Source organism: Ornithinimicrobium faecis, assembly GCF_023923225.1.
GTDB lineage: Bacteria > Actinomycetota > Actinomycetes > Actinomycetales > Dermatophilaceae > Ornithinicoccus > Ornithinicoccus faecis.
In genome coordinates, this window is record NZ_CP099489.1 from 977,736 (window position 1) to 996,345 (window position 18,610).

Here is an 18,610-nt window from a genome sequence, read left to right on the forward strand (position 1 = left end):
ATGCCTCGTAGTCTGAAAAAGGGTCCCTTCGTTGACGACCACCTCGTCAAGAAGGTTGATGCCCAAAACGAAGCCGGCACCAAGAGCGTCATCAAGACCTGGTCCCGGCGGTCCATGATCACCCCCGACATGCTCGGCCACACGCTGGCAGTGCACGACGGCCGCAAGCACATCCCGGTCTTCGTGACCGAGTCGATGGTTGGCCACAAGCTCGGTGAGTTCGCTCCGACCCGCACGTTCAAGGGTCACGAGAAGGACGACCGGAAGGGGCGGCGTCGATGAGCACTCAGGGGAACACCAACACCATTGAGGAAGCCACCATGGAAGCCAGGGCCCAGGCGCGGTTCGTCCGTGTCACCCCGCAGAAGGCTCGCCGTGTCGTGGACATGATCCGCGGCAAGTCGGCCGACCAGGCGATCGCGATCCTGCGCTTCGCCCCGCAGGGCGCCAGCGAGCCGGTGCTGAAGGTGCTGAACAGCGCCATCGCCAACGCACGCTACGCCGCCGAGCAGACCGCGCAGCCGTTCGACGAGCGCACGCTCGTCGTCACCGCGGCCTTCGTTGACGAGGGCCCGACCATGAAGCGGTTCCGCCCGCGTGCCCAGGGCCGCGCCAGCCGCATCCTCAAGCGCACCAGCCACATCACCGTGCTGGTGGGCGAGAAGCAGGGAGGTGCCCGCTAATGGGGCAGAAGATCAACCCAAACGGCTATCGCCTGGGGATCACGACCGATCACCGCAGCCGCTGGTTCGCAGACTCGACCAAGCCGGGTCAGCGCTACCGCGACTACGTCAAGGAGGATGTGGCGATCCGCAACCTCATGTCGACCGGCATGGACCGGGCCGGCATCAGCAAGGTTGAGATCGAGCGCACCCGTGACCGGGTCCGCGTTGACATCCACACCGCACGCCCGGGCATCGTCATCGGTCGCCGTGGCGCCGAGGCCGACCGCATCCGCGGCGAGCTCGAGAAGCTCACCGGCAAGCAGGTCCAGCTGAACATCCTCGAGGTGAAGAACCCCGAGACCGACGCTCAGCTCGTCGCCCAGGGCATTGCCGAGCAGCTCGCTGCCCGCGTGACCTTCCGGCGTGCGATGCGCAAGGGCATGCAGACCGCTCTGCGCGCCGGTGCCAAGGGCATCCGGATCCAGTGCTCCGGTCGTCTCGGCGGCGCTGAGATGTCCCGCTCGGAGTTCTACCGCGAGGGTCGCGTCCCGCTGCACACGCTGCGCGCCAACATCGACTACGGCTTCTACGAGGCCCGCACGACGTTCGGTCGCATCGGTGTCAAGGTGTGGATCTACAAGGGCGACATGACCGCCAAGGAGCTCGCTCGCGAGCAGGCGGCCGCACCGTCCCGTCCGGGTCGTCCGCGTCGGGACGACCGCCCGGGCCGTGGCCCGCGCCGCGGTGACCGTCGCGACGGTGGCCAGGGCGCAACTGAGGCTCCGGCCGCAGAGGCTCCGGCAGCTGAGGCTCCCGCCGCAGAGGCTCCGGCCACGCAGGCCCCGGCTAGTTCAGAGGGAGAGCAGTCCTGATGTTGATTCCACGTCGAGTCAAGCACCGCAAGCAGCACCACCCCGGTCGCAGTGGTAAGTCCAAGGGTGGCAACGCAATCGTCTTTGGTGACTACGGCATCCAGGCCCTCGAGCCGGCCTACGTCACCAACCGTCAGATCGAGTCCGCTCGTATCGCGATGACGCGCTTCATCAAGCGTGGCGGAAAGGTCTGGATCAACATCTATCCGGACCGTCCGCTGACCAAGAAGCCGGCTGAGACCCGCATGGGTTCCGGCAAGGGCTCGCCCGAGTGGTGGGTCGCCAACGTCAAGCCGGGCCGGATCATGTTCGAGCTCTCCGGTGTGTCCGAAGAGGTCGCTCGTGAGGCCATGCGCCTGGCAATGCACAAACTGCCGATGAAGTGCCGCTTCGTCGCGCGTGAGGGTGGTGACATCTGATGGCGGTCGGAAGCAATGACCTGACTCCCGAGCAGTTGCGTGGCCTGGAGGCCAGCGCTCTCGCGGACGCCCTCGCCGGGGCCAAGAAGGAGCTGTTCAACCTGCGGTTCCAGTCGGCCACCGGCCAGCTGGAGAGCCACGGTCGGCTGCGTGCGGTCCGCAAGGACATCGCGCGCATCTACACCGAGATGAACGAGCGCAAGCTCGGCATCGGGCGCGAGCCCGAGGCCGAGGCTGAGGAGACCACGAAGGAGAAGGTGGGCTGACGATGACCGAAAACATCGAGACCCAGGCCGCCGAGGCCGGTCGCAACGACCGTAAGGTTCGTCAGGGCCTGGTCGTGAGCGACAAGATGGACAAGACCGTGGTCGTGTCCGTGGAGGACCGTGTCAAGCACGCCCTCTACGGCAAGGTCATGCGCCAGAACAGCAAGGTGAAGGCGCACGACGAGGAGAACGCTGCCGGCATCGGTGACCGTGTCCTCATCATGGAGACCCGTCCGCTGTCCGCGACCAAGCGGTGGCGCGTCGTGGAGATCCTCGAGAAGGCTAAGTAACCACACGGGGGGCTTCCGCCCCCCGTGGACCCCCTGCAAAAGCGCAGGGGACCGTAAGACCATTCATCCACAACGTTCGGCAAGGCTTGCCCGGGTGCACCGGGGGAGAACCGGCTCGACGACAGGAGTTTGACAGTGATCCAGCAGGAGTCGCGACTGCGTGTCGCGGACAACACCGGTGCGAAGGAGATCCTCTGCATCCGCGTGCTCGGTGGCTCTGGCCGTCGTTACGCGGGCGTGGGTGACACCATCGTTGCCGCCGTCAAGGACGCCATCCCCGGTGGAAACGTGAAGAAGGGTGACGTCGTCAAGGCCGTCATCGTTCGCACGAAGAAGGAGCGCCGTCGTCCCGACGGTTCCTACATCAAGTTCGATGAGAACGCCGCCGTGATCCTCAAGACTGATGGTGACCCCCGGGGCACCCGCATCTTCGGCCCGGTGGGCCGCGAGCTGCGCGAGAAGAAGTTTATGAAGATCGTGTCGCTGGCACCGGAGGTGATCTGACCATGGCGCGCATTCGCATCAAGAAGAACGACCTGGTGCAGGTCATCAGTGGCCGGATCCAGGCCAAGGGCGGCGACCGTGGCAAGCAGGGGCGTGTCATCGGCGTCTACCCGGAGACCAACCGGGTCCTCGTCGAGGGCATCAACCGCGTCACCAAGCACACCAAGGCTGGTGACAACCAGGGTGTCAACACCGGCGGCATCCAGGTCGTCGAGGCCCCGATTCACGTGAGCAACGTGGCCGTCGTGGACCCCGAGACCAAGAAGCCGACCCGCACCCGCACCCGCGTCGAGAGCATCGAGCGCGACGGCCGGACCAAGCAGCAGCGCACCCGCGTGTCGGTGCGCTCGGGTAAGGACCTGTGATGACGACCGAGACCACCACCGAGACGACCGTTGCGGACGAGCGCGGCATGCCGCGTCTGAAGGAGCGCTACAACGACGAGATCAAGGCAACCCTGCTCTCTGAGTTCGGTTTCGCCAACGCGATGCAGGTTCCCGGGGTCGTCAAGATCACCGTGAACATGGGCGTCGGCGAGGCGGCCCGCGACAGCAAGTTGATCGAGGGTGCCATCCGCGACCTGGCCACGATCACCGGTCAGAAGCCGGCCGTGACCAAGGCACGCAAGTCGATCGCGCAGTTCAAGCTGCGCGAGGGCATGCCGATCGGCGCGCACGTCACACTGCGCGGTGACCGCATGTGGGAGTTCCTGGACCGTCTGCTGTCCCTGGCGCTGCCGCGCATCCGCGACTTCCGTGGCCTGTCCCCGAAGCAGTTCGATGGTCGGGGCAACTACACCTTCGGTCTGAACGAGCAGTCGATGTTCCACGAGATCGACCAGGACAAGATCGACCGCGTGCGTGGTATGGACATCACTGTGGTGACCACCGCCACCAACGACGACGAGGGTCGCGCTCTGCTGCGTCACCTCGGCTTCCCGTTCAAGGAGAACTGACCCGTGGCGAAGACTGCACTAGTCAACAAGGCCAACCGCAAGCCGAAGTTCAAGGTCCGTGGCTACACGCGCTGCCAGCGCTGTGGCCGCCCCCACTCGGTCTACCGCAAGTTCGGCCTGTGCCGGATCTGCCTGCGCGAGATGGCGCACGCGGGCGAGCTGCCCGGCGTCACCAAGTCCAGCTGGTAATCCCGCACCCCATACATCCACGCACTGCTACAGCGCAGGTCGGCAGCCGATCCGGCTGCTGAAACCGCGGTGAGGAAGGGCACGAAGCCCAATGACAATGACCGACCCGATCGCGGACATGCTGACCCGCATCCGAAACGCCAACTCGGCGCACAAGGATCAGGTGAGCATGCCGTTCTCCAAACTCAAGTCACACATCTCGGAGATCCTGCAGGCCGAGGGCTACATCGGCGGCTGGTCCGTCGAGGACGCCGAGGTGGGCAAGACCCTGCTGATCGACCTCAAGTACGGCCCCAACCGGGAGCGTTCCATCGCCGGAGTGCGGCGCGTGTCCAAGCCTGGACTGCGCGTCTACGCCAAGTCCACGGGCATGCCCCGGGTCCTCGGCGGCCTCGGTGTGGCCATCATTTCCACTTCCTCCGGCCTGTTGACCGACCGGCAGGCGGCACAGAAGGGCGTGGGTGGGGAAGTCCTCGCCTACGTCTGGTGAGAACGGAGGATTAAGACATGTCTCGTATTGGACGACTTCCGGTCACCGTGCCCACTGGCGTGGAGGTGACCGTCGACGGCAGCAACGTCAAGGTCAAGGGCCCCAAGGGCCAGCTTGAGCACAACGTTGCTGAGCCGATCTCCGTCACGACCGGTGAGGACGGCAGCCTGCAGGTGGCTCGCCCGAACGACGCGCGTGAGTCGCGCTCGTTGCACGGCCTGACCCGCTCCCTCATCGCCAACATGGTTGAGGGCGTGACCAACGGCTACACCAAGAAGTTGGAGATCCACGGCACGGGTTACCGCGTCGTGGCCAAGGGCAGCGACCTCGAGTTCGCCCTCGGTTACTCCCACTCGATCACGGTGAAGGCCCCGGAGGGCATCTCCTTCCAGGTCGAGAACCCGACCCGGTTCGCCGTGTCCGGCATCGACAAGCAGCAGGTCGGCGAGGTGGCTGCGAACATCCGCAAGCTGCGCAAGCCCGACCCCTACAAGGGCAAGGGTGTGCGCTACGAGGGTGAGCACATCCGCCGCAAGGTCGGAAAGGCTGGTAAGTAAGCCATGGCAATGATCATCAAGCGCTCTAGCAGCAAGCACGCTGCGCGCATCCGCCGGCACACCCGGCTGCGCAAGAAGGTTGTGGGCACCACCGAGCGTCCGCGCCTGGTCGTGAACCGCTCCTCGCGGCACGTCTTCGTCCAGCTCGTCGACGACTCCGCGAGCACCACGCTCGCGTCGGCGTCGACGATGGAGGCTGACCTGCGCGCGATGGACGGCGACAAGACCGCGAAGGCCAAGCGCGTCGGCGAGCTCGTCGCTGAGCGCGCCAAGGCTGCCGGTGTCGAGTCCGTCGTCTTCGACCGTGGCGGCAACCGCTACGCCGGTCGCGTCGCCGCGATCGCCGATGGCGCACGAGAGGGCGGTCTGTCCCTGTGACCGCGATGAAGAGCAATGAGAAGAGGACCGTCTGATGGCTGACAACCAGCGCCGTGGGACCGGTGCCACCGGTGCCGCCGGCGGCACCGACAACAACTCGGACCGTCGCGGCGGACGCGGCGGCCGGGACAACCGAGACAACCGTCGCGGAGGCCGTGAAGAGGAGCGCAACCAGTATCTGGAGCGCGTCGTCACGATCAACCGTGTGGCCAAGGTCGTCAAGGGTGGCCGCCGCTTCAGCTTCACCGCGCTCGTCGTGGTGGGCGATGGCGACGGCACCGTGGGCGTCGGCTACGGCAAGGCCAAGGAGGTGCCCGCGGCGATCGCCAAGGGTGTCGAGGAGGCCAAGAAGAACTTCTTCCGCGTCCCCCGCATTGCCGGCACCATCCCGCACCCGGTGCAGGGTGAGACCGCTGCGGGCGTCGTGATGCTGCGTCCGGCCAGCCCGGGTACCGGTGTGATTGCCGGTGGCCCCGTGCGTGCGGTCTTGGAGTGCGCCGGCATCCACGACGTGCTCAGCAAGTCCCTGGGTTCGGACAACGCGATCAACGTGGTGCACGCCGCGGTGCAGGCCCTCAAGGAGCTTGAGCCGCCGGAGGCGGTCGCGGCTCGCCGTGGTCTGCCCCTGGAGCACGTGGCCCCGGCCGCGATGCTCAAGGCGCGCGCAGAGGCAGGTGCGTGATGGCAACGTTCAAGGTGACCCAGATCAAGTCCGAGATCGGTGGCAAGCACATGCACCGCGAGACCCTGCGTTCATTGGGGCTCAAGCGCATTGGCCACTCGGTCGTCAAGGAGGACCGCCCGGAGTTCCGGGGCATGGTCCGCACGGTTGCCCACCTGGTGACCGTCGAGGAGGTTGACTGACGATGGCTGACACCGTCAACAAGGGTGCCGACCGCACCAGCGCACTGAAGGTGCACCACCTGCGTCCCGCTCCTGGAGCCAAGACCGCCAAGACCCGTGTGGGTCGCGGTGAGGCCTCCAAGGGCAAGACCGCCGGTCGTGGCACCAAGGGCACCAAGGCTCGTTACCAGGTGCCCGAGGCCTTCGAGGGTGGACAGACTCCGCTGCACATGCGGCTGCCCAAGCTCCGCGGCTTCAAGAACCGGTTCAAGACCACCTACCAGGTCGTGAACCTCGACAAGTTGTCCGAGCTCTTCCCGCAGGGTGGGGCAGTCAGCGTCGAGGACCTGGTCGCCAAGGGTGCGGTCCGCAAGGGCCAGCCCGTCAAGGTCCTCGGCACCGGTGAGGTCACCGCTGCCGTCCAGATCACCGGCGTTCGCTTCTCCAGCTCTGCCAAGGAGAAGATCGAGGCAGCCGGCGGTTCGGTCACCGAGGCCTGAGATGAGACTGCGACACGGTGACGACCGTCTCCGTGCCGCGCCTCATGGCGCCCAGATCGCCCTGACCTGACGAAGCCCCGGAGTGCCACACTGGCACCCCGGGGCTTCGTTCGCTCCATCCTCCGGGTGTTATCGTCACCCGGATCATTGTGTGAGCCCGCCGCTGCGGGACCTTGGGAGGAAAATCCTCGTGCTTTCCGCATTCGTGCGAGCGTTCAAGACGCCGGATCTGCGCAACAAGATCCTCTTCACGCTCGGCATCCTGGCGGTCTTCCGCCTGGGCAGCCACATCCCCGCACCCGGGATCGACTATGGGCTGGTCCAGCGCTGTCAGGACATGGCGACGTCGACGAACGCCGCCCTGGGCATGGTGAACCTGTTCAGTGGTGGGGCACTGCTCCAGCTGTCGATCTTCGCCCTCGGCGTGATGCCCTACATCACCGCGGCGATCATCGTGCAGCTGCTGACCGTGGTCATCCCACGCTTCGAGGAGCTGAAGAAGGAGGGACAGGCCGGTCAGACCAAGATGACGCAGTACACGCGTTATCTGACCATCGGCCTGGCGGTCCTGCAGTCCTCCACGCTGATCACCTTTGCACGCAACCCCTCCTCCCTGTTCGGCACCACCTGCTCGACGGTCATGCCGGACGAGTCGGTCCCGGTCATCGTGATGATGGTGCTGACGATGACCGCCGGCACCGGCCTGATCATGTGGCTGGGTGAGCAGATCACCGAGCGCGGTGTCGGCAACGGCATGTCGCTGCTGATCTTCACCGCCATCGCGGCCGGCTTCCCGAGCTCCCTGGCGGTCATCCAGCAGAAGTCCTGGACGACCCTGGCCCTGGTCCTCGTCCTCGGCGTGATCATCATGACGTTGGTCGTCTTCGTCGAGCAGTGTCAGCGCCGCATCCCGGTGCAATACGCCAAGCGGATGATCGGACGTCGCCAGTACGGCGGCACGTCCACCTACATCCCCCTGAAGATGAACATGGCCAACGTCATCCCGATCATCTTCGCCAGCTCGATCCTGATGCTCCCGACGATGATCGGGCAGTTCAACACCCCGTCGGACGGCTCGGCCCCGCCCGAGTGGGTCACCTGGGTCAACCGCTACCTCGGCATGGGCGTTAGCGGTCAGGACACCCACTGGGTCTACATGGTTCTCTACGTCACGATGATCATCTTCTTCGCGTTCTTCTACACCTCGGTCACCTTCAACCCGACCGACGTCGCGGACAACATGAAGAAGTACGGCGGCTTCATCCCCAACATCCGCGCGGGGCGCCCCACGGCTGAGTACCTCGCCTACGTCGTCAACCGGATCACCACCCCGGGTGCGATCTACCTGGCGATCCTGTCGCTGATCCCGCTCATCGCGTTCAACGTCCTCGGCACCAGCCAGGACTTCCCCTTCGGCGGCGCATCCATCATCATCATCGTGGGTGTCGGTCTCCAGACCGTCAAGCAGATTGAGTCCCAGCTCCAGCAGCACGACTACGAAGGGTTCCTCCGCTGATGCGCATGATCATCCTCGGCCCCCCCGGTGCGGGCAAGGGCACACAGGCAGCACACATCGCGGAGCACCGCGCGATCCCCGCCATCTCCACCGGCGACATCTTCCGCGCCAACATCAAGAACGAGACCGAGCTGGGCCTGCAGGTCAAGGAGATCCTGGCCAGCGGCGGCTATGTCACCGACGAGGTCACCAACGCCATCGTGCGCGACCGCCTCACCGAGCCCGACGCCTCCACCGGCTTCCTGCTGGACGGTTATCCGCGCACGCTGGTCCAGGTTGAGGCTCTCGATGAGATGCTCGCCGACCAGGGCGCCGAGCTCGACTCGGTGCTCGAGCTCGTCGTGGAGACCGAGGAGGTCATCGGCCGGCTGCTGTCGCGCGCCCAGTCCCAGGGCCGCTCGGACGACACCGAGGAGATCATCAGGGCCCGCATGGACAAGTACGCCGAGGAGACCGCCCCACTCGCCCAGGTCTACCGGGAGCGCGGACTGCTGCGCCAGGTCGACGGCATGGGCACGGTGGACGAGGTGTCCGCACGCATCCAGGAGGCGCTGGACACCCGCACCAACGGCGCCAGCTCCACCCCGCTCTGAGCCGATGTCCTTTCTGAGGCGTCCCAAGATCGAGGCCAAGAGCACTGAGCAGATTCTGCTGATGCGCGAGGCCGGCCTGGTCGTCGGTCGCACGCTGGAGCTGATGCGCGAGCGTGCCGTTGCCGGGGTCACCACCGGGCAACTGGACGCGGTGGCAGAGGAGCACATCCGCAGCCTGGACTCGATCCCGTCCTTCCAGGGTTACCACGGCTTCCCCGGGTCACTCTGTGTGAGCGTCAACGAAGAGGTGGTGCACGGCATACCGGGGGAGCGGGTCCTGCGCGACGGCGACCTGGTCTCGATCGACTGTGGCGCGATCTATCAGGGTTGGCACGGCGACGCCGCGATCTCGCTGATCGTCGGTGGCCCCGCGGCCGGGCGCCCCGAGGACGTGGCCCTGGTCGAGGACACCGAGGCTGCCATGTGGGCCGGCATCGCCGCCCTGCAGACCGGTGGGCGGCTGTTCGCCATTGGTGACGCGGTGGAGGAGTATGCCGAGGCGAGCCTCGAGCGGCGTCGCGCGGCAGGGCAGGAGCTGACCTACGGCATCCTCGAGGACTATGTCGGCCACGGCATCGGGACGGAGATGCACATGGACCCGCAGGTCCCGAACTACTCCGTCACCTCCAAGGGGCCGAGTGTGCCGTCCGGTGCGACGCTGGCCATCGAGCCGATGATCACCCTCGGCACGATCGAGACCACCACGCTGGAGGACGACTGGACCGTCATCACCAACGATGGCTCCCGAGCGGCCCACTGGGAGAACACCGTGGCGGTCACGGAGGCAGGGCTGTGGGTGCTGACGGCCCTGGACGGTGGCCAGGCCAAGCTGACCGAGCTCGGCGCGGCCACGGCTGCGCTCAACTGATCACACCTGCGATTGACCTGATCCGCTGAGCCAGGCGTCGGCCTACCAGGTCGATCAGCGGCGATTCGTGCTCAGGCACCCTCGTGGCGTAGACTCGATCCTCGGTCCACGTCTGGACTCCTTCAGGGGTGCCCAGAGGGCGGACCGAGTGTTGCAACCAACCTTGTGATCGCATCTCGCCCAGGTTAACCCTGGGTGGGCCGTGGTCACTCAGAAATGTGGAGGACATGGCGAAGAAGGAAGGCGTCATTGAGATTGAGGGCTCCATTGTGGAGGCCCTCCCGAACGCGATGTTCCGAGTCGAGCTGACCAACGGTCACGTTGTGCTGGCTCACATCTCGGGCAAGATGCGTCAGCACTACATCCGGATCCTCCCCGAGGACCGGGTCGTTGTGGAGCTCAGCCCGTACGACCTGACCCGCGGACGCATCGTCTTCCGTTACCGCTGACCGGAGCGGGCCCCGGCCCGAACCAGCCAGCATCCACCCACCAGATCCGAAAGACGGCACCAGAACATGAAGGTTCAGCCGAGCGTCAAGAAGATCTGCGACAAGTGCAAGGTGATCCGCCGTAACGGCCGGGTCATGGTGATCTGCGAGAACCTGCGCCACAAGCAGCGCCAGGGCTGATCGCCCGGGCAGCACACGCTGTCCAGCACGAGTCGCGGCTCCGACCACGACGACAACTGAAAGCAGTACGCAGCACCCGACCCCCGATTTGCGGGACGTCACCCCCGGCGTGGAGGCCGGGGACCGCGGGCCCTTGGGCCCACCACAGAGGATGCGGACCGGTGCTGCCCCACGACCTCCACACGAAACCAGGAGAACAGCCACATGGCACGTCTCATCGGTGTTGACCTCCCGCGCGAAAAGCGCGTCGAGGTCGCTCTCACCTACATCTTTGGCGTGGGTCGCACCCGCGCCAACAAGACGCTGGAGGTCACGGGCGTTGACCCGTCCACCCGCGTGAAGGACCTGACGGACGAGCAGCTGGTGCAGTTGCGCGACCACCTCGAGGGCGAGTACCGCCTCGAGGGTGACCTGCGCCGTGAGGTCGCAGCCGACATTCGCCGCAAGGTCGAGATCGGCAGCTACCAGGGCCTGCGGCACCGCCGCGGTCTGCCCGTGCACGGTCAGCGCACCAAGACCAATGCCCGCACTCGCAAGGGTCCCAAGCGGACCGTCGCCGGCAAGAAGAAGGCCGCCAGGTAATCAGTCGGTCGGGGGCTCTGCCCCCAACTTCCCCCGCTGGGGCTCCGCCCCAGACCCCGAACGCTCGCTTCACTCGCGGGCGTCGTGGACAGGGAGACACCTAACTTGCTTATTCGTCAGGAGAATTGAATGCCCCCCAAGAGCCGTAGCACGGCCGGCGCACGCAAGGTGCGCAAGAAGGAAAAGAAGAACGTTGCCTTCGGGCAGGCTCACATCAAGAGCACGTTCAGCAACACCATCATCTCGATCACTGACCCCACCGGTGCGGTGATCGCGTGGGCCTCATCCGGCCAGGTCGGATTCAAGGGCTCGCGCAAGTCCACCCCGTATGCCGCCCAGATGGCTGCCGAGGCTGCGGCCCGTCGCGCCATGGACCACGGCATGCGCAAGGTCGACGTGTTCGTCAAGGGCCCGGGTTCCGGTCGCGAGACCGCCATCCGTTCGCTCACCGCTGCTGGCCTCGAGGTCGGTGCCATCTCTGATGTCACCCCCCAGGCACACAACGGTGTGCGTCCCCCCAAGAAGCGTCGCGTCTGAGATCCGGAAGGGAAGGTAAGGAAACAACATGGCCCGTTACACCGGACCCATCACCAAGAAGTCCCGCCGGCTCAAGGTCGACCTCGTCGGTGGAGACAAGAACTTCGACCTCCGTCCGTTCCCCCCGGGGCAGCACGGTCGTCGCCGCAGCCAGGAGAAGGAATACCTGACGCAGCTGCAGGAGAAGCAGAAGGCTCGCTTCACCTACGGCGTCATGGAGAAGCAGTTCCGCCGCTACTACGCCGAGGCCGCACGTCGCCCCGGCCGCACCGGCTCAAACCTGCTGACCATCCTGGAGTCCCGCCTCGACAACGTGGTCTACCGCGCCGGTCTGGCCCGCACCCGTCGTGCGGCTCGCCAGCTCGTCACGCACGGTCACTTTGAGGTCAACGGCACGCGCGTGGACGTCCCGTCCTACCGCGTCGAGCAGTTCGACATCATCACGGTCCGCAAGCAGTCCGTCGAGAAGTTCCCGATCGAGCTGGCTCGCCAGACCTTCGGTGACCGCCCGATCCCGGCCTGGATGAAGGTCGTCCCGGGCTCGCTGCAGATCCTGATCCACCAGCTGCCCGTGCGTGAGCAGATCGACACGATCCTCACCGAGCAGCTCATCGTGGAGCTCTACTCCAAGAACTAACACTGGGGGCTCTGCCCCCAGACCCCCGACGGCCAGGAGCTCGCAAGCTCGCGAGTTCCTGGCTGTTCCGGAGAAACCAGGGCTCGCACGCTCGCCGGTTTCCCCGGGCTCTGCGAGCAGCAGGTATGCCGTCACGCACCGTTTACCTGTGTCTCACCATCGGAACCAAGGACCGAGTTGGTCCCGATGCGCCGGCCTGGCCGGCAACCTCACCGGGCGTCATATAGCGGTCGCCCGTGGAAAGGAAACATCGTGCTTATTGCACAGCGTCCCACCCTGTCCGAGGAAGTCATCTCCGACTCCCGGTCGCGGTTCTCCATCGAGCCGTTGGAGCCGGGTTTCGGCTACACGCTCGGCAACTCCCTGCGCCGGACCCTGCTGTCCAGCATCCCCGGTGCCTCGATCACCAGCATCCGCGTTGACGGCGTGCTGCACGAGTTCTCCACCATCCCGGGGGTGAAGGAGGACCTCACCGAGATCATCCTGAACCTGAAGACCCTGGTCGTCTCCAGCGAGCACGACGAGCCGGTCATCATGTATCTGCGCAAGCAAGGTGCAGGCCCCGTCACCGCAGCGGACATCGCGCCGCCGGCCGGTGTCGAGGTCCACAACCCCGACCTGCACATCGCCACGCTCAACGACAGCGGCAAGGTCGAGATGGAGCTGACGGTCGAGCGCGGTCGCGGCTACGTCTCCGCCCAGCAGAACAAGTCCGGTGACCAGGAGATCGGCCGCATCCCGGTCGACTCCATCTACTCGCCGGTGCTCGCCGTGACCTACAACGTCGAGGCGACCCGTGTCGAGCAGCGCACCGACTTCGACCGCCTCGTGCTGGACGTCGAGACCAAGAACTCGATGGCTCCGCGCGACGCGATGGCCTCCGCCGGCAAGACCCTGGTCGAGCTGTTCGGTCTGGCCCGTGAGCTCAACGTCGAGGCCGAGGGCATCGAGATCGGCCCGTCGCCGACCGACGCCGCGCTGGCCTCCGACCTGGCCCTGCCGATCGAGGACCTGGACCTGACCGTCCGGTCCTACAACTGCCTCAAGCGCGAGGGCGTCCACACCGTGGGCGAGCTCGTCAGCCGCAGCGAGGCCGACCTGCTGGACATCCGCAACTTCGGTGCGAAGTCCATCGACGAGGTCAAGGAGAAGCTCTCCGAGATGAACCTGGCACTCAAGGACAGCCCTCCCGGGTTTGACCCGGCCCAGGCTGACCTGTCGGAGGACCTGGAAGACGAGGGCGACGCCAGTTTCGCCGAGGACGAGCAGTACTGATTCCGTAAGAGGAGACCTGAGTTATGCCTACCCCCAAGAAGGGCCCGCGCCTCGGCGGCGGTCCGGCGCACGAGCGCCTGATCCTGTCCAACCTCGCCACCGCCCTGTTCGAGCACGACCGCATCACGACCACCGAGGCCAAGGCCAAGCGCCTGCGCCCGATGGCCGAGCGCCTGGTGACCTTCGCCAAGCGCGGTGACCTGCACAACCGTCGCCGCGTCCTGGCCACCGTCCGCGACAAGGGCGTGGTGCACCGCCTGTTCACCGAGATCGCTCCCGACATGGCCGAGCGCCAGGGCGGTTACACCCGCATCACCAAGATCGCGCCGCGCAAGGGCGACAACGCCCCCATGGCCGTGATCGAGCTGGTCCGCGAGCCGGTGGCCAAGAAGGCCGTCGTCACGCAGGCCGAGGGTGCGACCAAGCGTGCCGCCAAGGACGCCGAGGCCACCGAGGTTGCCCCCGTGGCGGCTCCGGCCGAGGTCGTCGAGGTCAACGAGACCGTCACCGAGGACACCACCGAGGCAGCCAACACGGTCAAGACCGCTGATGGCGCCGACGGCGGCTTCGGCCCGGACTCCGCGCCGGTCACCGACGACGGCTCGGCCCCCGAGGGCTTCACCGTCAAGGGCAACAAGGACTCGATGAAGTATCACGTCGAGGGCTCGCAGTGGTATGACGCCACCGAGGCCGAGGTGTGGTTCCGCACGGCCGAGGCCGCCGAGGCTGCTGGCTTCGAGCCGGCCGGTGGCGCTGCCAAGCAGTCCGCCGACGCCGGTGCCGAGATCGGCACCGACAAGGACGACGCCTGAGTCTGCCTGTCACTGACACCGCGAGCGCCCGTCTCCCCCAGGGGAGGCGGGCGCTCGCCGTTGTGCCGGGTAGATTTGCGGGGTGCGCATCCGGATCGACCTGGCCTATGACGGCACCGACTTCTTTGGATGGGCGGCCCAGCCCGGGCTGCGCACCGTCGAGGACGAGCTCTCCCGAGCGCTGGGGACGATCCTGCGCACCGACCCCGTCCGGCTGACCGTGGGCGGGCGCACGGACGCTGGTGTCCACGCCCGCGGCTCGGTCGCGCACGCCGACATCGACCCGGAGGCCTGGCGGAGCCTGCCACCACGAGCCGGTCGCTCACCGCACGCGGCCGCGGTCGTCCGGTTGGCAGGGGTGCTGCCCGCAGACATCGTGGTGCGCAGTGCCCGGGAGGTCCCGGACAGCTTCGACGCCCGCTTCTCCGCCCTGCAGCGCCGTTACACCTACCGGATCTGTGACGCCGCGGCGACGCTGGACCCGCTGCGGCGCAGGGACACGGTGCTGCACAAGAGGCCCCTTGATGTTGAGGCGATGGATGAGGCAGCGCGCGGCCTCATCGGGCTCCACGACTTCGCCGCCTTCTGCAAGCACCGGGAGGGAGCGACCACGGTGCGCACGCTCCTGGACTACTCCTGGGAGAGGGGACCAGACGGCATACTGACCGGGACGGTTGTGGCAGATGCCTTCTGCCGCAGCATGGTCCGCTCCCTCGTCGGATCTGTGGTCCCCGTGGGAGAGCGGCGGTATGCCGAGAGCTGGCCCACCGAGCTCCGCGCCGGTGGGGCGCGGGTCCCGTGGTTGAGGGTCATGCCGGCCCACGGTCTGTGCCTGGAAGAAATCGTCTATCCGCCCGACGAGGAGCTCGCCGCACAGGCGGAGCTGACGAGAGCCGTCCGCACGCTGGACTAGCAGACTCGACTCAGCACCGTGCTGAGGGGGTGGTTACTTGTGCAGGAGTGACTCCCAGTTGTCCGGGACCCTGCCGGCCGGTCCCGGCTTGGGCTGGTCAGCAGGGTGGCTCGTGGGTGGCGCCAGATCCGGGCCGCTCGGGTCCTTCCGGTCATCAGGGTAGGAGTAGAACCAGTCGTCGCCGGGCTCGAAACTCTGCATCACCGGGTGGCCGGTCTCCGTGAAGTGTGCCGTTGCGTGCTGTGACGGGGAGCTGTTGCAACAGCCGACGTGCCCGCACTGGGCGCACCTGCGCAGATTGAACCACCAGCTGTCTTTAGTGGCCAGGCACTCAACGCAGCCGGTGCCGCTCGGCGGGACAGTGACATCGATGCCGTTAGCAGGTGTCATCGGACGCTCCTTACACGGGGGTTTCCATCATGGCAGGGATCGGAGGTCCGTGGGGTGGGACGGGGCGGGCAGAATAGTGCACGACGAACAGGGGACCTCGTGTGGAATCGATGGAAACGGCAGCGCCAGCTGGCGAAGGCCGAGCCCGGTGACGGGAGCACGCTGAAGGCCCACCGGCCGTGGCAGGTGCTGAGCCGGTCGGTCTTCCAGATTGACCTGCCCGACGACGACGGGGTGCAGCACGCCTATTGCGTGGACGTCGACTATTTCGACCTGGACGACAAGGTCCGCTTCTATCGGGACGGGCGTCAGCACCTGGTGGCCGAGCAGCCTGCGGCCTTCGCGGTGCCCGGGGGAGCCGTGGAGGTTGCGGTCGGCACGTTCGGTGTGAGCCGGATGCACCTGGTGTCCGACGCCGGTGAACCCGAGCGCGTGCTGCGGCCGATCCGGCACAGCGGCGAATACTGGCGGGCCGTGCTGGACCACCGCCACCCGCGGCTCAGCCGGTGGATCGGACGCGTGGCGATCGTAATCCTGCTGGTCGGGCTGGTGCTCTTCGTCCCGCAACTGCTCGAGCTGATCACCGGGTTGGATGTGGTCGCCGAGCGGGTCGGCACGTTCACCTCACCGATCTCGCTCCCTGCCTGGCTCAACACCACCCTCCTGGTGGCGGGCATCGCGGCCTCGCTGGAGCGTGGCCTCACGCTGCGCAGTCACTGGCTGATCGACATGGACACCTGGTGGTTGGGCTGAGCAGGCGGGGTGGTCCCCGCAGCGCGCTGCCTGGGCCCCCGACTCAAGTGAGCCGGCTCAGGTCAGGCCGCTGACGGCGACCTCTTCCCCAGCGTCGACGAAGAGCAGCGCGAAGACGGGCTCCAGTCCGTCCAGCTTCTCAGCGACCGTGACCGTGCAGGGCGCGGCATCAGCGGGGCAGCTGAGGTAGGTGCGCTCCAGGGCGACGTTCTCGAGCAGTGCCACACCGGTGTCGGGAGAGTCCTCCTGACCCCACGACTCGGGCCGGGTGTCATAGAAGCCCGGGGCTGCGCCGGTGGGGCGGATCAGCACGGCATCTGCCGTGAGGTGCGCCTCGGCCCCTGTCACGGGCTCAATGGTCATGGGCGTGAGTGGCACGGGCTCCTCACCTGGTGCGTCTGACCCCGCAGCCTCACCCGGGGTGACCAGGCAGAGGTCGCCGCACGTGGTCGCGAAGTCCGTGAACGCCGCGTCGATCTGATCGGTGGAGACCGCCGGCAGGGAGCCCTGCTCCACGATGCGGAAGGCGTCGACGGTGATCTCGCTCTGGACTGCGTCCCCCGTCAGAAAGTGCGGCGGGACCGTGACGTTGTGTCGACCTGGCAGCAGGAGCCACCGGTCGCTGCCCTGGCCGGAACCGCTGAAAGCGACTCCTCGCTCGAAGGTGAGCTGGGCAAAGGCGTTGTGACCGGGATAGTCGAACAGGGTGGGGGTCGACCACAGGGGCAGCTCGGTGGAGACCTGCCACCCGTCATCGCTCTCAGCGACCTCCACTGTGTGACTGAACGGTTCACCCCAGCAGGAGCCACTCAGGGCGACGGACGAGGGGTCGGACCCAGTGCCCGCCGTGACCTCCTCCACCTCGATCTCGGTGGACGTCTCGGTGCCGGCACTGTTGAGGCGATCCAGGTCGTCGGCCGCCAAGTGGTCCGCAGCCATCAGCCGTGGGTTGTCCGGACTCGTCCTGGGGTTGATTCGTGCCTGCTCGGCCATCAGGGCGTGAGCGTCGGTGTAGCGGCCGTGGCAGAGGTGCTCGGCCCACTCGACGGCGACGACTGCCTCGGGTTGGTCGGCGGCCGGATCGGCTGCCGAGCAACCGCCCAGGGCCAGGCCGGTGGCCACGGCGAAAACGGCGAGGCGAGGTGCGTGGATCGTCATGCCCCTATCTCACCAGGTGGGACCGGCTCCTGACGGTTGGTGTGGCCCAGACGTCACCGGAACGGGTTCGGGCAGCGGCTCCGGCGAGACTGCCGCAGGGGTGCTGGTGTTGGCGCGGGGGCGTCGGCGCAGGGATCCGAGCAGGACCCCCGCGACCACGATCACGCCGCCGAGGATCTCCGGGCCCCGGACCGTCTCGCCCAGGACGAGCCAGGCGGACAACATCCCGGCGACCGGCACCAGCAGCGAGTAGGGCGCCACGACGCCCGCCGGGTGGTGAGCCATCAACCAGGTCCAGATGCCCGTGCCGACCACCGTGCCAATGACCACCGTGTAGGCCAGCCCCACCATGGCCGGCAGGGCCTGCGGGGTGAAGGCTGTGCTCAGGGAGGTGCCGATCCGGGAGGGCCCCTCGACCACCAGGGACACGGCGAGCATCGGCAGGGGCGGGACGACCGACACCCAGAGCGCCAGGTGCAGCGGGTTGCGCGGGCGGGCCTGCCGGTTGCAGATGTTGCCGATGGCCCATCCCAGGGCCCCGGCGAGGGTGAGCAGGAAGGGCAGGACCGCGGCCAGCTGGGCCCGGTGCGCCCCCACCAGGGCGAGCCCGCCAACGGCGATCAGGATCCCGACCACCTGCAGGCCGGTCAGCCGCTCTCGCAGGAACAGCGCGCCGAGGACGACGGTGAAGGGTGCCGAGGCCTGCAGCACCAGGGACGCCAGGCCCGCCGGCATCCCCGCGGACATGCCCCAATAGAGGAACAGGAACTGCAGTGTGCCGAACCCGAGGCCATAGCCGACCAGCCACCGCACGGGCACCCGCGGCCAGGGGACGAGGAAGATCGTGGGCACCGCCAGGACCAGGAACCGCAGGGCCACCAGGAAGAACGGCGGGAAGTGCTCCAGGGAGGCGTGGATCGCGGTGAAGTTGAGCCCCCACATGATCGCGACCGAGACGGCCAGGAGACGGTGACGGATCGGCATACGGAAAAGAATGCGTCTTTTGACTGTTCAGGACA

Annotated in this window: 31 protein-coding genes; 28 read left to right on the forward strand and 3 right to left on the reverse strand. The window is 66.9% G+C overall.

All coding sequences use genetic code 11. From position 1 onward, the window contains the following. From rpsS to NF556_RS04595, 27 genes are all read left to right on the forward strand, one after another. Positions 1-282, forward strand: a complete 282-nt coding sequence (rpsS, locus tag NF556_RS04465) for a 30S ribosomal protein S19 (protein ID WP_252594297.1) — start codon at positions 1-3, stop codon at positions 280-282. Positions 283-320: 38 nt separating this feature from the next. After that, positions 321-683 carry a 50S ribosomal protein L22 gene (gene rplV, locus NF556_RS04470; RefSeq protein ID WP_252595709.1) on the forward strand — a complete coding sequence of 121 codons (363 nt, stop codon included), beginning with the start codon at positions 321-323 and terminating at the stop codon, positions 681-683. Further along, positions 683-1,537: a 30S ribosomal protein S3 gene (gene rpsC / locus NF556_RS04475; RefSeq protein WP_252594298.1), complete on the forward strand. Its 855-nt coding sequence runs from the start codon at positions 683-685 to the stop codon at positions 1,535-1,537. Before rplV ends, rpsC begins: the two co-directional genes overlap by 1 nt. Continuing rightward, positions 1,537-1,956 carry a 50S ribosomal protein L16 gene (rplP, locus tag NF556_RS04480; protein ID WP_252594299.1) on the forward strand — a complete coding sequence of 140 codons (420 nt, stop codon included), beginning with the start codon at positions 1,537-1,539 and terminating at the stop codon, positions 1,954-1,956. Before rpsC ends, rplP begins: the two co-directional genes overlap by 1 nt. Next, positions 1,956-2,222 (forward strand): 50S ribosomal protein L29, encoded by a 267-nt coding sequence (gene rpmC / locus NF556_RS04485; protein ID WP_252594300.1) that lies wholly within the window; start codon positions 1,956-1,958, stop codon positions 2,220-2,222. The genes rplP and rpmC overlap by 1 nt, the downstream gene beginning before the upstream one ends. Before the next feature lie 2 nt (positions 2,223-2,224). Beyond that, positions 2,225-2,512 carry a 30S ribosomal protein S17 gene (gene rpsQ, locus NF556_RS04490; protein WP_252594301.1) on the forward strand — a complete coding sequence of 96 codons (288 nt, stop codon included), beginning with the start codon at positions 2,225-2,227 and terminating at the stop codon, positions 2,510-2,512. Between the two features lie 135 nt (positions 2,513-2,647). Then, positions 2,648-3,016 (forward strand): 50S ribosomal protein L14, encoded by a 369-nt coding sequence (gene rplN, locus NF556_RS04495; RefSeq protein ID WP_252594302.1) that lies wholly within the window; start codon positions 2,648-2,650, stop codon positions 3,014-3,016. A 2-nt stretch (positions 3,017-3,018) separates the two neighbouring features. Beyond that, the gene (rplX, locus tag NF556_RS04500; protein WP_252594303.1) at positions 3,019-3,381 is read left to right on the forward strand and encodes a 50S ribosomal protein L24; all 363 of its coding nucleotides are present in this window, start codon (positions 3,019-3,021) and stop codon (positions 3,379-3,381) included. After that, positions 3,381-3,971, forward strand: coding sequence for a 50S ribosomal protein L5 (rplE, locus tag NF556_RS04505; RefSeq protein WP_269759935.1), 591 nt, complete (start codon positions 3,381-3,383; stop codon positions 3,969-3,971). Before rplX ends, rplE begins: the two co-directional genes overlap by 1 nt. A gap of 3 nt (positions 3,972-3,974) precedes the next feature. Beyond that, a complete protein-coding gene (locus tag NF556_RS04510) occupies positions 3,975-4,160 on the forward strand; it encodes a type Z 30S ribosomal protein S14 (RefSeq protein WP_143782484.1) in 186 nt (61 codons plus the stop codon). A gap of 91 nt (positions 4,161-4,251) precedes the next feature. Then, positions 4,252-4,650, forward strand: coding sequence for a 30S ribosomal protein S8 (gene rpsH / locus NF556_RS04515; protein ID WP_252594304.1), 399 nt, complete (start codon positions 4,252-4,254; stop codon positions 4,648-4,650). Positions 4,651-4,667: 17 nt separating this feature from the next. Then, a complete protein-coding gene (gene rplF, locus NF556_RS04520) occupies positions 4,668-5,207 on the forward strand; it encodes a 50S ribosomal protein L6 (protein ID WP_252594305.1) in 540 nt (179 codons plus the stop codon). 3 nt (positions 5,208-5,210) lie between these two features. After that, positions 5,211-5,585 carry a 50S ribosomal protein L18 gene (gene rplR / locus NF556_RS04525; protein WP_269759934.1) on the forward strand — a complete coding sequence of 125 codons (375 nt, stop codon included), beginning with the start codon at positions 5,211-5,213 and terminating at the stop codon, positions 5,583-5,585. Between the two features lie 34 nt (positions 5,586-5,619). After that, positions 5,620-6,267: a 30S ribosomal protein S5 gene (gene rpsE / locus NF556_RS04530; protein WP_252594306.1), complete on the forward strand. Its 648-nt coding sequence runs from the start codon at positions 5,620-5,622 to the stop codon at positions 6,265-6,267. Next, the gene (gene rpmD / locus NF556_RS04535; protein WP_252594307.1) at positions 6,267-6,449 is read left to right on the forward strand and encodes a 50S ribosomal protein L30; all 183 of its coding nucleotides are present in this window, start codon (positions 6,267-6,269) and stop codon (positions 6,447-6,449) included. Before rpsE ends, rpmD begins: the two co-directional genes overlap by 1 nt. 2 nt (positions 6,450-6,451) lie before the next feature. Further along, positions 6,452-6,928 carry a 50S ribosomal protein L15 gene (rplO, locus tag NF556_RS04540; protein WP_252594308.1) on the forward strand — a complete coding sequence of 159 codons (477 nt, stop codon included), beginning with the start codon at positions 6,452-6,454 and terminating at the stop codon, positions 6,926-6,928. Between the two features lie 190 nt (positions 6,929-7,118). Further along, a complete protein-coding gene (gene secY / locus NF556_RS04545) occupies positions 7,119-8,444 on the forward strand; it encodes a preprotein translocase subunit SecY (RefSeq protein ID WP_252594309.1) in 1,326 nt (441 codons plus the stop codon). After that, the gene (locus NF556_RS04550; RefSeq protein WP_252594310.1) at positions 8,444-9,037 is read left to right on the forward strand and encodes an adenylate kinase; all 594 of its coding nucleotides are present in this window, start codon (positions 8,444-8,446) and stop codon (positions 9,035-9,037) included. Before secY ends, NF556_RS04550 begins: the two co-directional genes overlap by 1 nt. Positions 9,038-9,041: 4 nt before the next feature. Continuing rightward, positions 9,042-9,905, forward strand: a complete 864-nt coding sequence (map, locus tag NF556_RS04555) for a type I methionyl aminopeptidase (RefSeq protein WP_252594311.1) — start codon at positions 9,042-9,044, stop codon at positions 9,903-9,905. Positions 9,906-10,132: 227 nt separating this feature from the next. Beyond that, positions 10,133-10,354: a translation initiation factor IF-1 gene (gene infA / locus NF556_RS04560; RefSeq protein ID WP_143782494.1), complete on the forward strand. Its 222-nt coding sequence runs from the start codon at positions 10,133-10,135 to the stop codon at positions 10,352-10,354. A gap of 66 nt (positions 10,355-10,420) precedes the next feature. Beyond that, a complete protein-coding gene (rpmJ, locus tag NF556_RS04565; RefSeq protein WP_006592630.1) occupies positions 10,421-10,534 on the forward strand; it encodes a 50S ribosomal protein L36 in 114 nt (37 codons plus the stop codon). 204 nt (positions 10,535-10,738) lie between these two features. Then, positions 10,739-11,116: a 30S ribosomal protein S13 gene (gene rpsM, locus NF556_RS04570; RefSeq protein WP_252594312.1), complete on the forward strand. Its 378-nt coding sequence runs from the start codon at positions 10,739-10,741 to the stop codon at positions 11,114-11,116. Between the two features lie 129 nt (positions 11,117-11,245). After that, positions 11,246-11,653, forward strand: coding sequence for a 30S ribosomal protein S11 (gene rpsK, locus NF556_RS04575; RefSeq protein ID WP_252594313.1), 408 nt, complete (start codon positions 11,246-11,248; stop codon positions 11,651-11,653). Between the two features lie 28 nt (positions 11,654-11,681). Beyond that, on the forward strand, positions 11,682-12,290 hold the full coding sequence (rpsD, locus tag NF556_RS04580) for a 30S ribosomal protein S4 (protein WP_252594314.1): 609 nt from the start codon (positions 11,682-11,684) through the stop codon (positions 12,288-12,290). 252 nt (positions 12,291-12,542) lie between these two features. Next, a complete protein-coding gene (locus tag NF556_RS04585) occupies positions 12,543-13,565 on the forward strand; it encodes a DNA-directed RNA polymerase subunit alpha (protein ID WP_252594315.1) in 1,023 nt (340 codons plus the stop codon). Positions 13,566-13,588: 23 nt separating this feature from the next. After that, positions 13,589-14,377, forward strand: coding sequence for a 50S ribosomal protein L17, sunset domain variant (gene rplQ, locus NF556_RS04590; protein WP_252594316.1), 789 nt, complete (start codon positions 13,589-13,591; stop codon positions 14,375-14,377). Between the two features lie 82 nt (positions 14,378-14,459). Beyond that, the gene (locus NF556_RS04595; RefSeq protein ID WP_252594317.1) at positions 14,460-15,290 is read left to right on the forward strand and encodes a tRNA pseudouridine synthase A; all 831 of its coding nucleotides are present in this window, start codon (positions 14,460-14,462) and stop codon (positions 15,288-15,290) included. Between the two features lie 33 nt (positions 15,291-15,323). On the opposite strand, the gene NF556_RS04600 is transcribed toward NF556_RS04595, so the two are convergent. Next, positions 15,324-15,680: a UBP-type zinc finger domain-containing protein gene (locus NF556_RS04600; RefSeq protein ID WP_252594318.1), complete on the reverse strand. Its 357-nt coding sequence runs from the start codon at positions 15,678-15,680 to the stop codon at positions 15,324-15,326. A 99-nt stretch (positions 15,681-15,779) separates the two neighbouring features. Between NF556_RS04600 and NF556_RS04605 the strand changes: the two genes are divergently transcribed. Next, on the forward strand, positions 15,780-16,433 hold the full coding sequence (locus NF556_RS04605) for a hypothetical protein (protein ID WP_252594319.1): 654 nt from the start codon (positions 15,780-15,782) through the stop codon (positions 16,431-16,433). Between the two features lie 57 nt (positions 16,434-16,490). Here NF556_RS04605 and NF556_RS04610 read toward each other — a convergent pair whose 3' ends face one another. Together NF556_RS04610 and NF556_RS04615 are read right to left on the reverse strand one after the other, a co-directional pair. Continuing rightward, entirely contained in the window at positions 16,491-17,591 is a 1,101-nt protein-coding gene (locus NF556_RS04610; RefSeq protein WP_252594320.1) for a hypothetical protein, read from the reverse strand. A gap of 9 nt (positions 17,592-17,600) precedes the next feature. Beyond that, on the reverse strand, positions 17,601-18,575 hold the full coding sequence (locus tag NF556_RS04615; RefSeq protein WP_252594321.1) for an EamA family transporter: 975 nt from the start codon (positions 18,573-18,575) through the stop codon (positions 17,601-17,603). Between the last annotated feature and the right edge of the window lie 35 nt (positions 18,576-18,610).

Bases quoted from the DNA above. Each gene is read 5' to 3' on its own strand.
- rpsM (WP_252594312.1), top strand. From the start codon at position 10,739: ATGGCACGTCTCATCGGTGTTGACCTCCCGCGCGAAAAGCGCGTCGAG.
- rpsQ (WP_252594301.1), top strand. From the start codon at position 2,225: ATGACCGAAAACATCGAGACCCAGGCCGCCGAGGCCGGTCGCAACGAC.
- rpmD (WP_252594307.1), top strand. From the start codon at position 6,267: ATGGCAACGTTCAAGGTGACCCAGATCAAGTCCGAGATCGGTGGCAAG.
- rpsS (WP_252594297.1), top strand. From the start codon at position 1: ATGCCTCGTAGTCTGAAAAAGGGTCCCTTCGTTGACGACCACCTCGTC.
- NF556_RS04615 (WP_252594321.1), bottom strand. From the start codon at position 18,575: ATGCCGATCCGTCACCGTCTCCTGGCCGTCTCGGTCGCGATCATGTGG.
- rplO (WP_252594308.1), top strand. From the start codon at position 6,452: ATGGCTGACACCGTCAACAAGGGTGCCGACCGCACCAGCGCACTGAAG.
- rpsE (WP_252594306.1), top strand. From the start codon at position 5,620: ATGGCTGACAACCAGCGCCGTGGGACCGGTGCCACCGGTGCCGCCGGC.
- rpsD (WP_252594314.1), top strand. From the start codon at position 11,682: ATGGCCCGTTACACCGGACCCATCACCAAGAAGTCCCGCCGGCTCAAG.
- rplV (WP_252595709.1), top strand. From the start codon at position 321: ATGGAAGCCAGGGCCCAGGCGCGGTTCGTCCGTGTCACCCCGCAGAAG.
- NF556_RS04600 (WP_252594318.1), bottom strand. From the start codon at position 15,680: ATGACACCTGCTAACGGCATCGATGTCACTGTCCCGCCGAGCGGCACC.
- infA (WP_143782494.1), top strand. From the start codon at position 10,133: ATGGCGAAGAAGGAAGGCGTCATTGAGATTGAGGGCTCCATTGTGGAG.
- rpsH (WP_252594304.1), top strand. From the start codon at position 4,252: ATGACAATGACCGACCCGATCGCGGACATGCTGACCCGCATCCGAAAC.
- rplF (WP_252594305.1), top strand. From the start codon at position 4,668: ATGTCTCGTATTGGACGACTTCCGGTCACCGTGCCCACTGGCGTGGAG.
- rplQ (WP_252594316.1), top strand. From the start codon at position 13,589: ATGCCTACCCCCAAGAAGGGCCCGCGCCTCGGCGGCGGTCCGGCGCAC.
- rplR (WP_269759934.1), top strand. From the start codon at position 5,211: ATGGCAATGATCATCAAGCGCTCTAGCAGCAAGCACGCTGCGCGCATC.
- rplX (WP_252594303.1), top strand. From the start codon at position 3,019: ATGGCGCGCATTCGCATCAAGAAGAACGACCTGGTGCAGGTCATCAGT.
- NF556_RS04610 (WP_252594320.1), bottom strand. From the start codon at position 17,591: ATGACGATCCACGCACCTCGCCTCGCCGTTTTCGCCGTGGCCACCGGC.
- rplP (WP_252594299.1), top strand. From the start codon at position 1,537: ATGTTGATTCCACGTCGAGTCAAGCACCGCAAGCAGCACCACCCCGGT.
- rpmC (WP_252594300.1), top strand. From the start codon at position 1,956: ATGGCGGTCGGAAGCAATGACCTGACTCCCGAGCAGTTGCGTGGCCTG.
- rpmJ (WP_006592630.1), top strand. From the start codon at position 10,421: ATGAAGGTTCAGCCGAGCGTCAAGAAGATCTGCGACAAGTGCAAGGTG.
- rpsK (WP_252594313.1), top strand. From the start codon at position 11,246: ATGCCCCCCAAGAGCCGTAGCACGGCCGGCGCACGCAAGGTGCGCAAG.
- map (WP_252594311.1), top strand. From the start codon at position 9,042: ATGTCCTTTCTGAGGCGTCCCAAGATCGAGGCCAAGAGCACTGAGCAG.
- rplE (WP_269759935.1), top strand. From the start codon at position 3,381: ATGACGACCGAGACCACCACCGAGACGACCGTTGCGGACGAGCGCGGC.
- rpsC (WP_252594298.1), top strand. From the start codon at position 683: ATGGGGCAGAAGATCAACCCAAACGGCTATCGCCTGGGGATCACGACC.
- NF556_RS04550 (WP_252594310.1), top strand. From the start codon at position 8,444: ATGCGCATGATCATCCTCGGCCCCCCCGGTGCGGGCAAGGGCACACAG.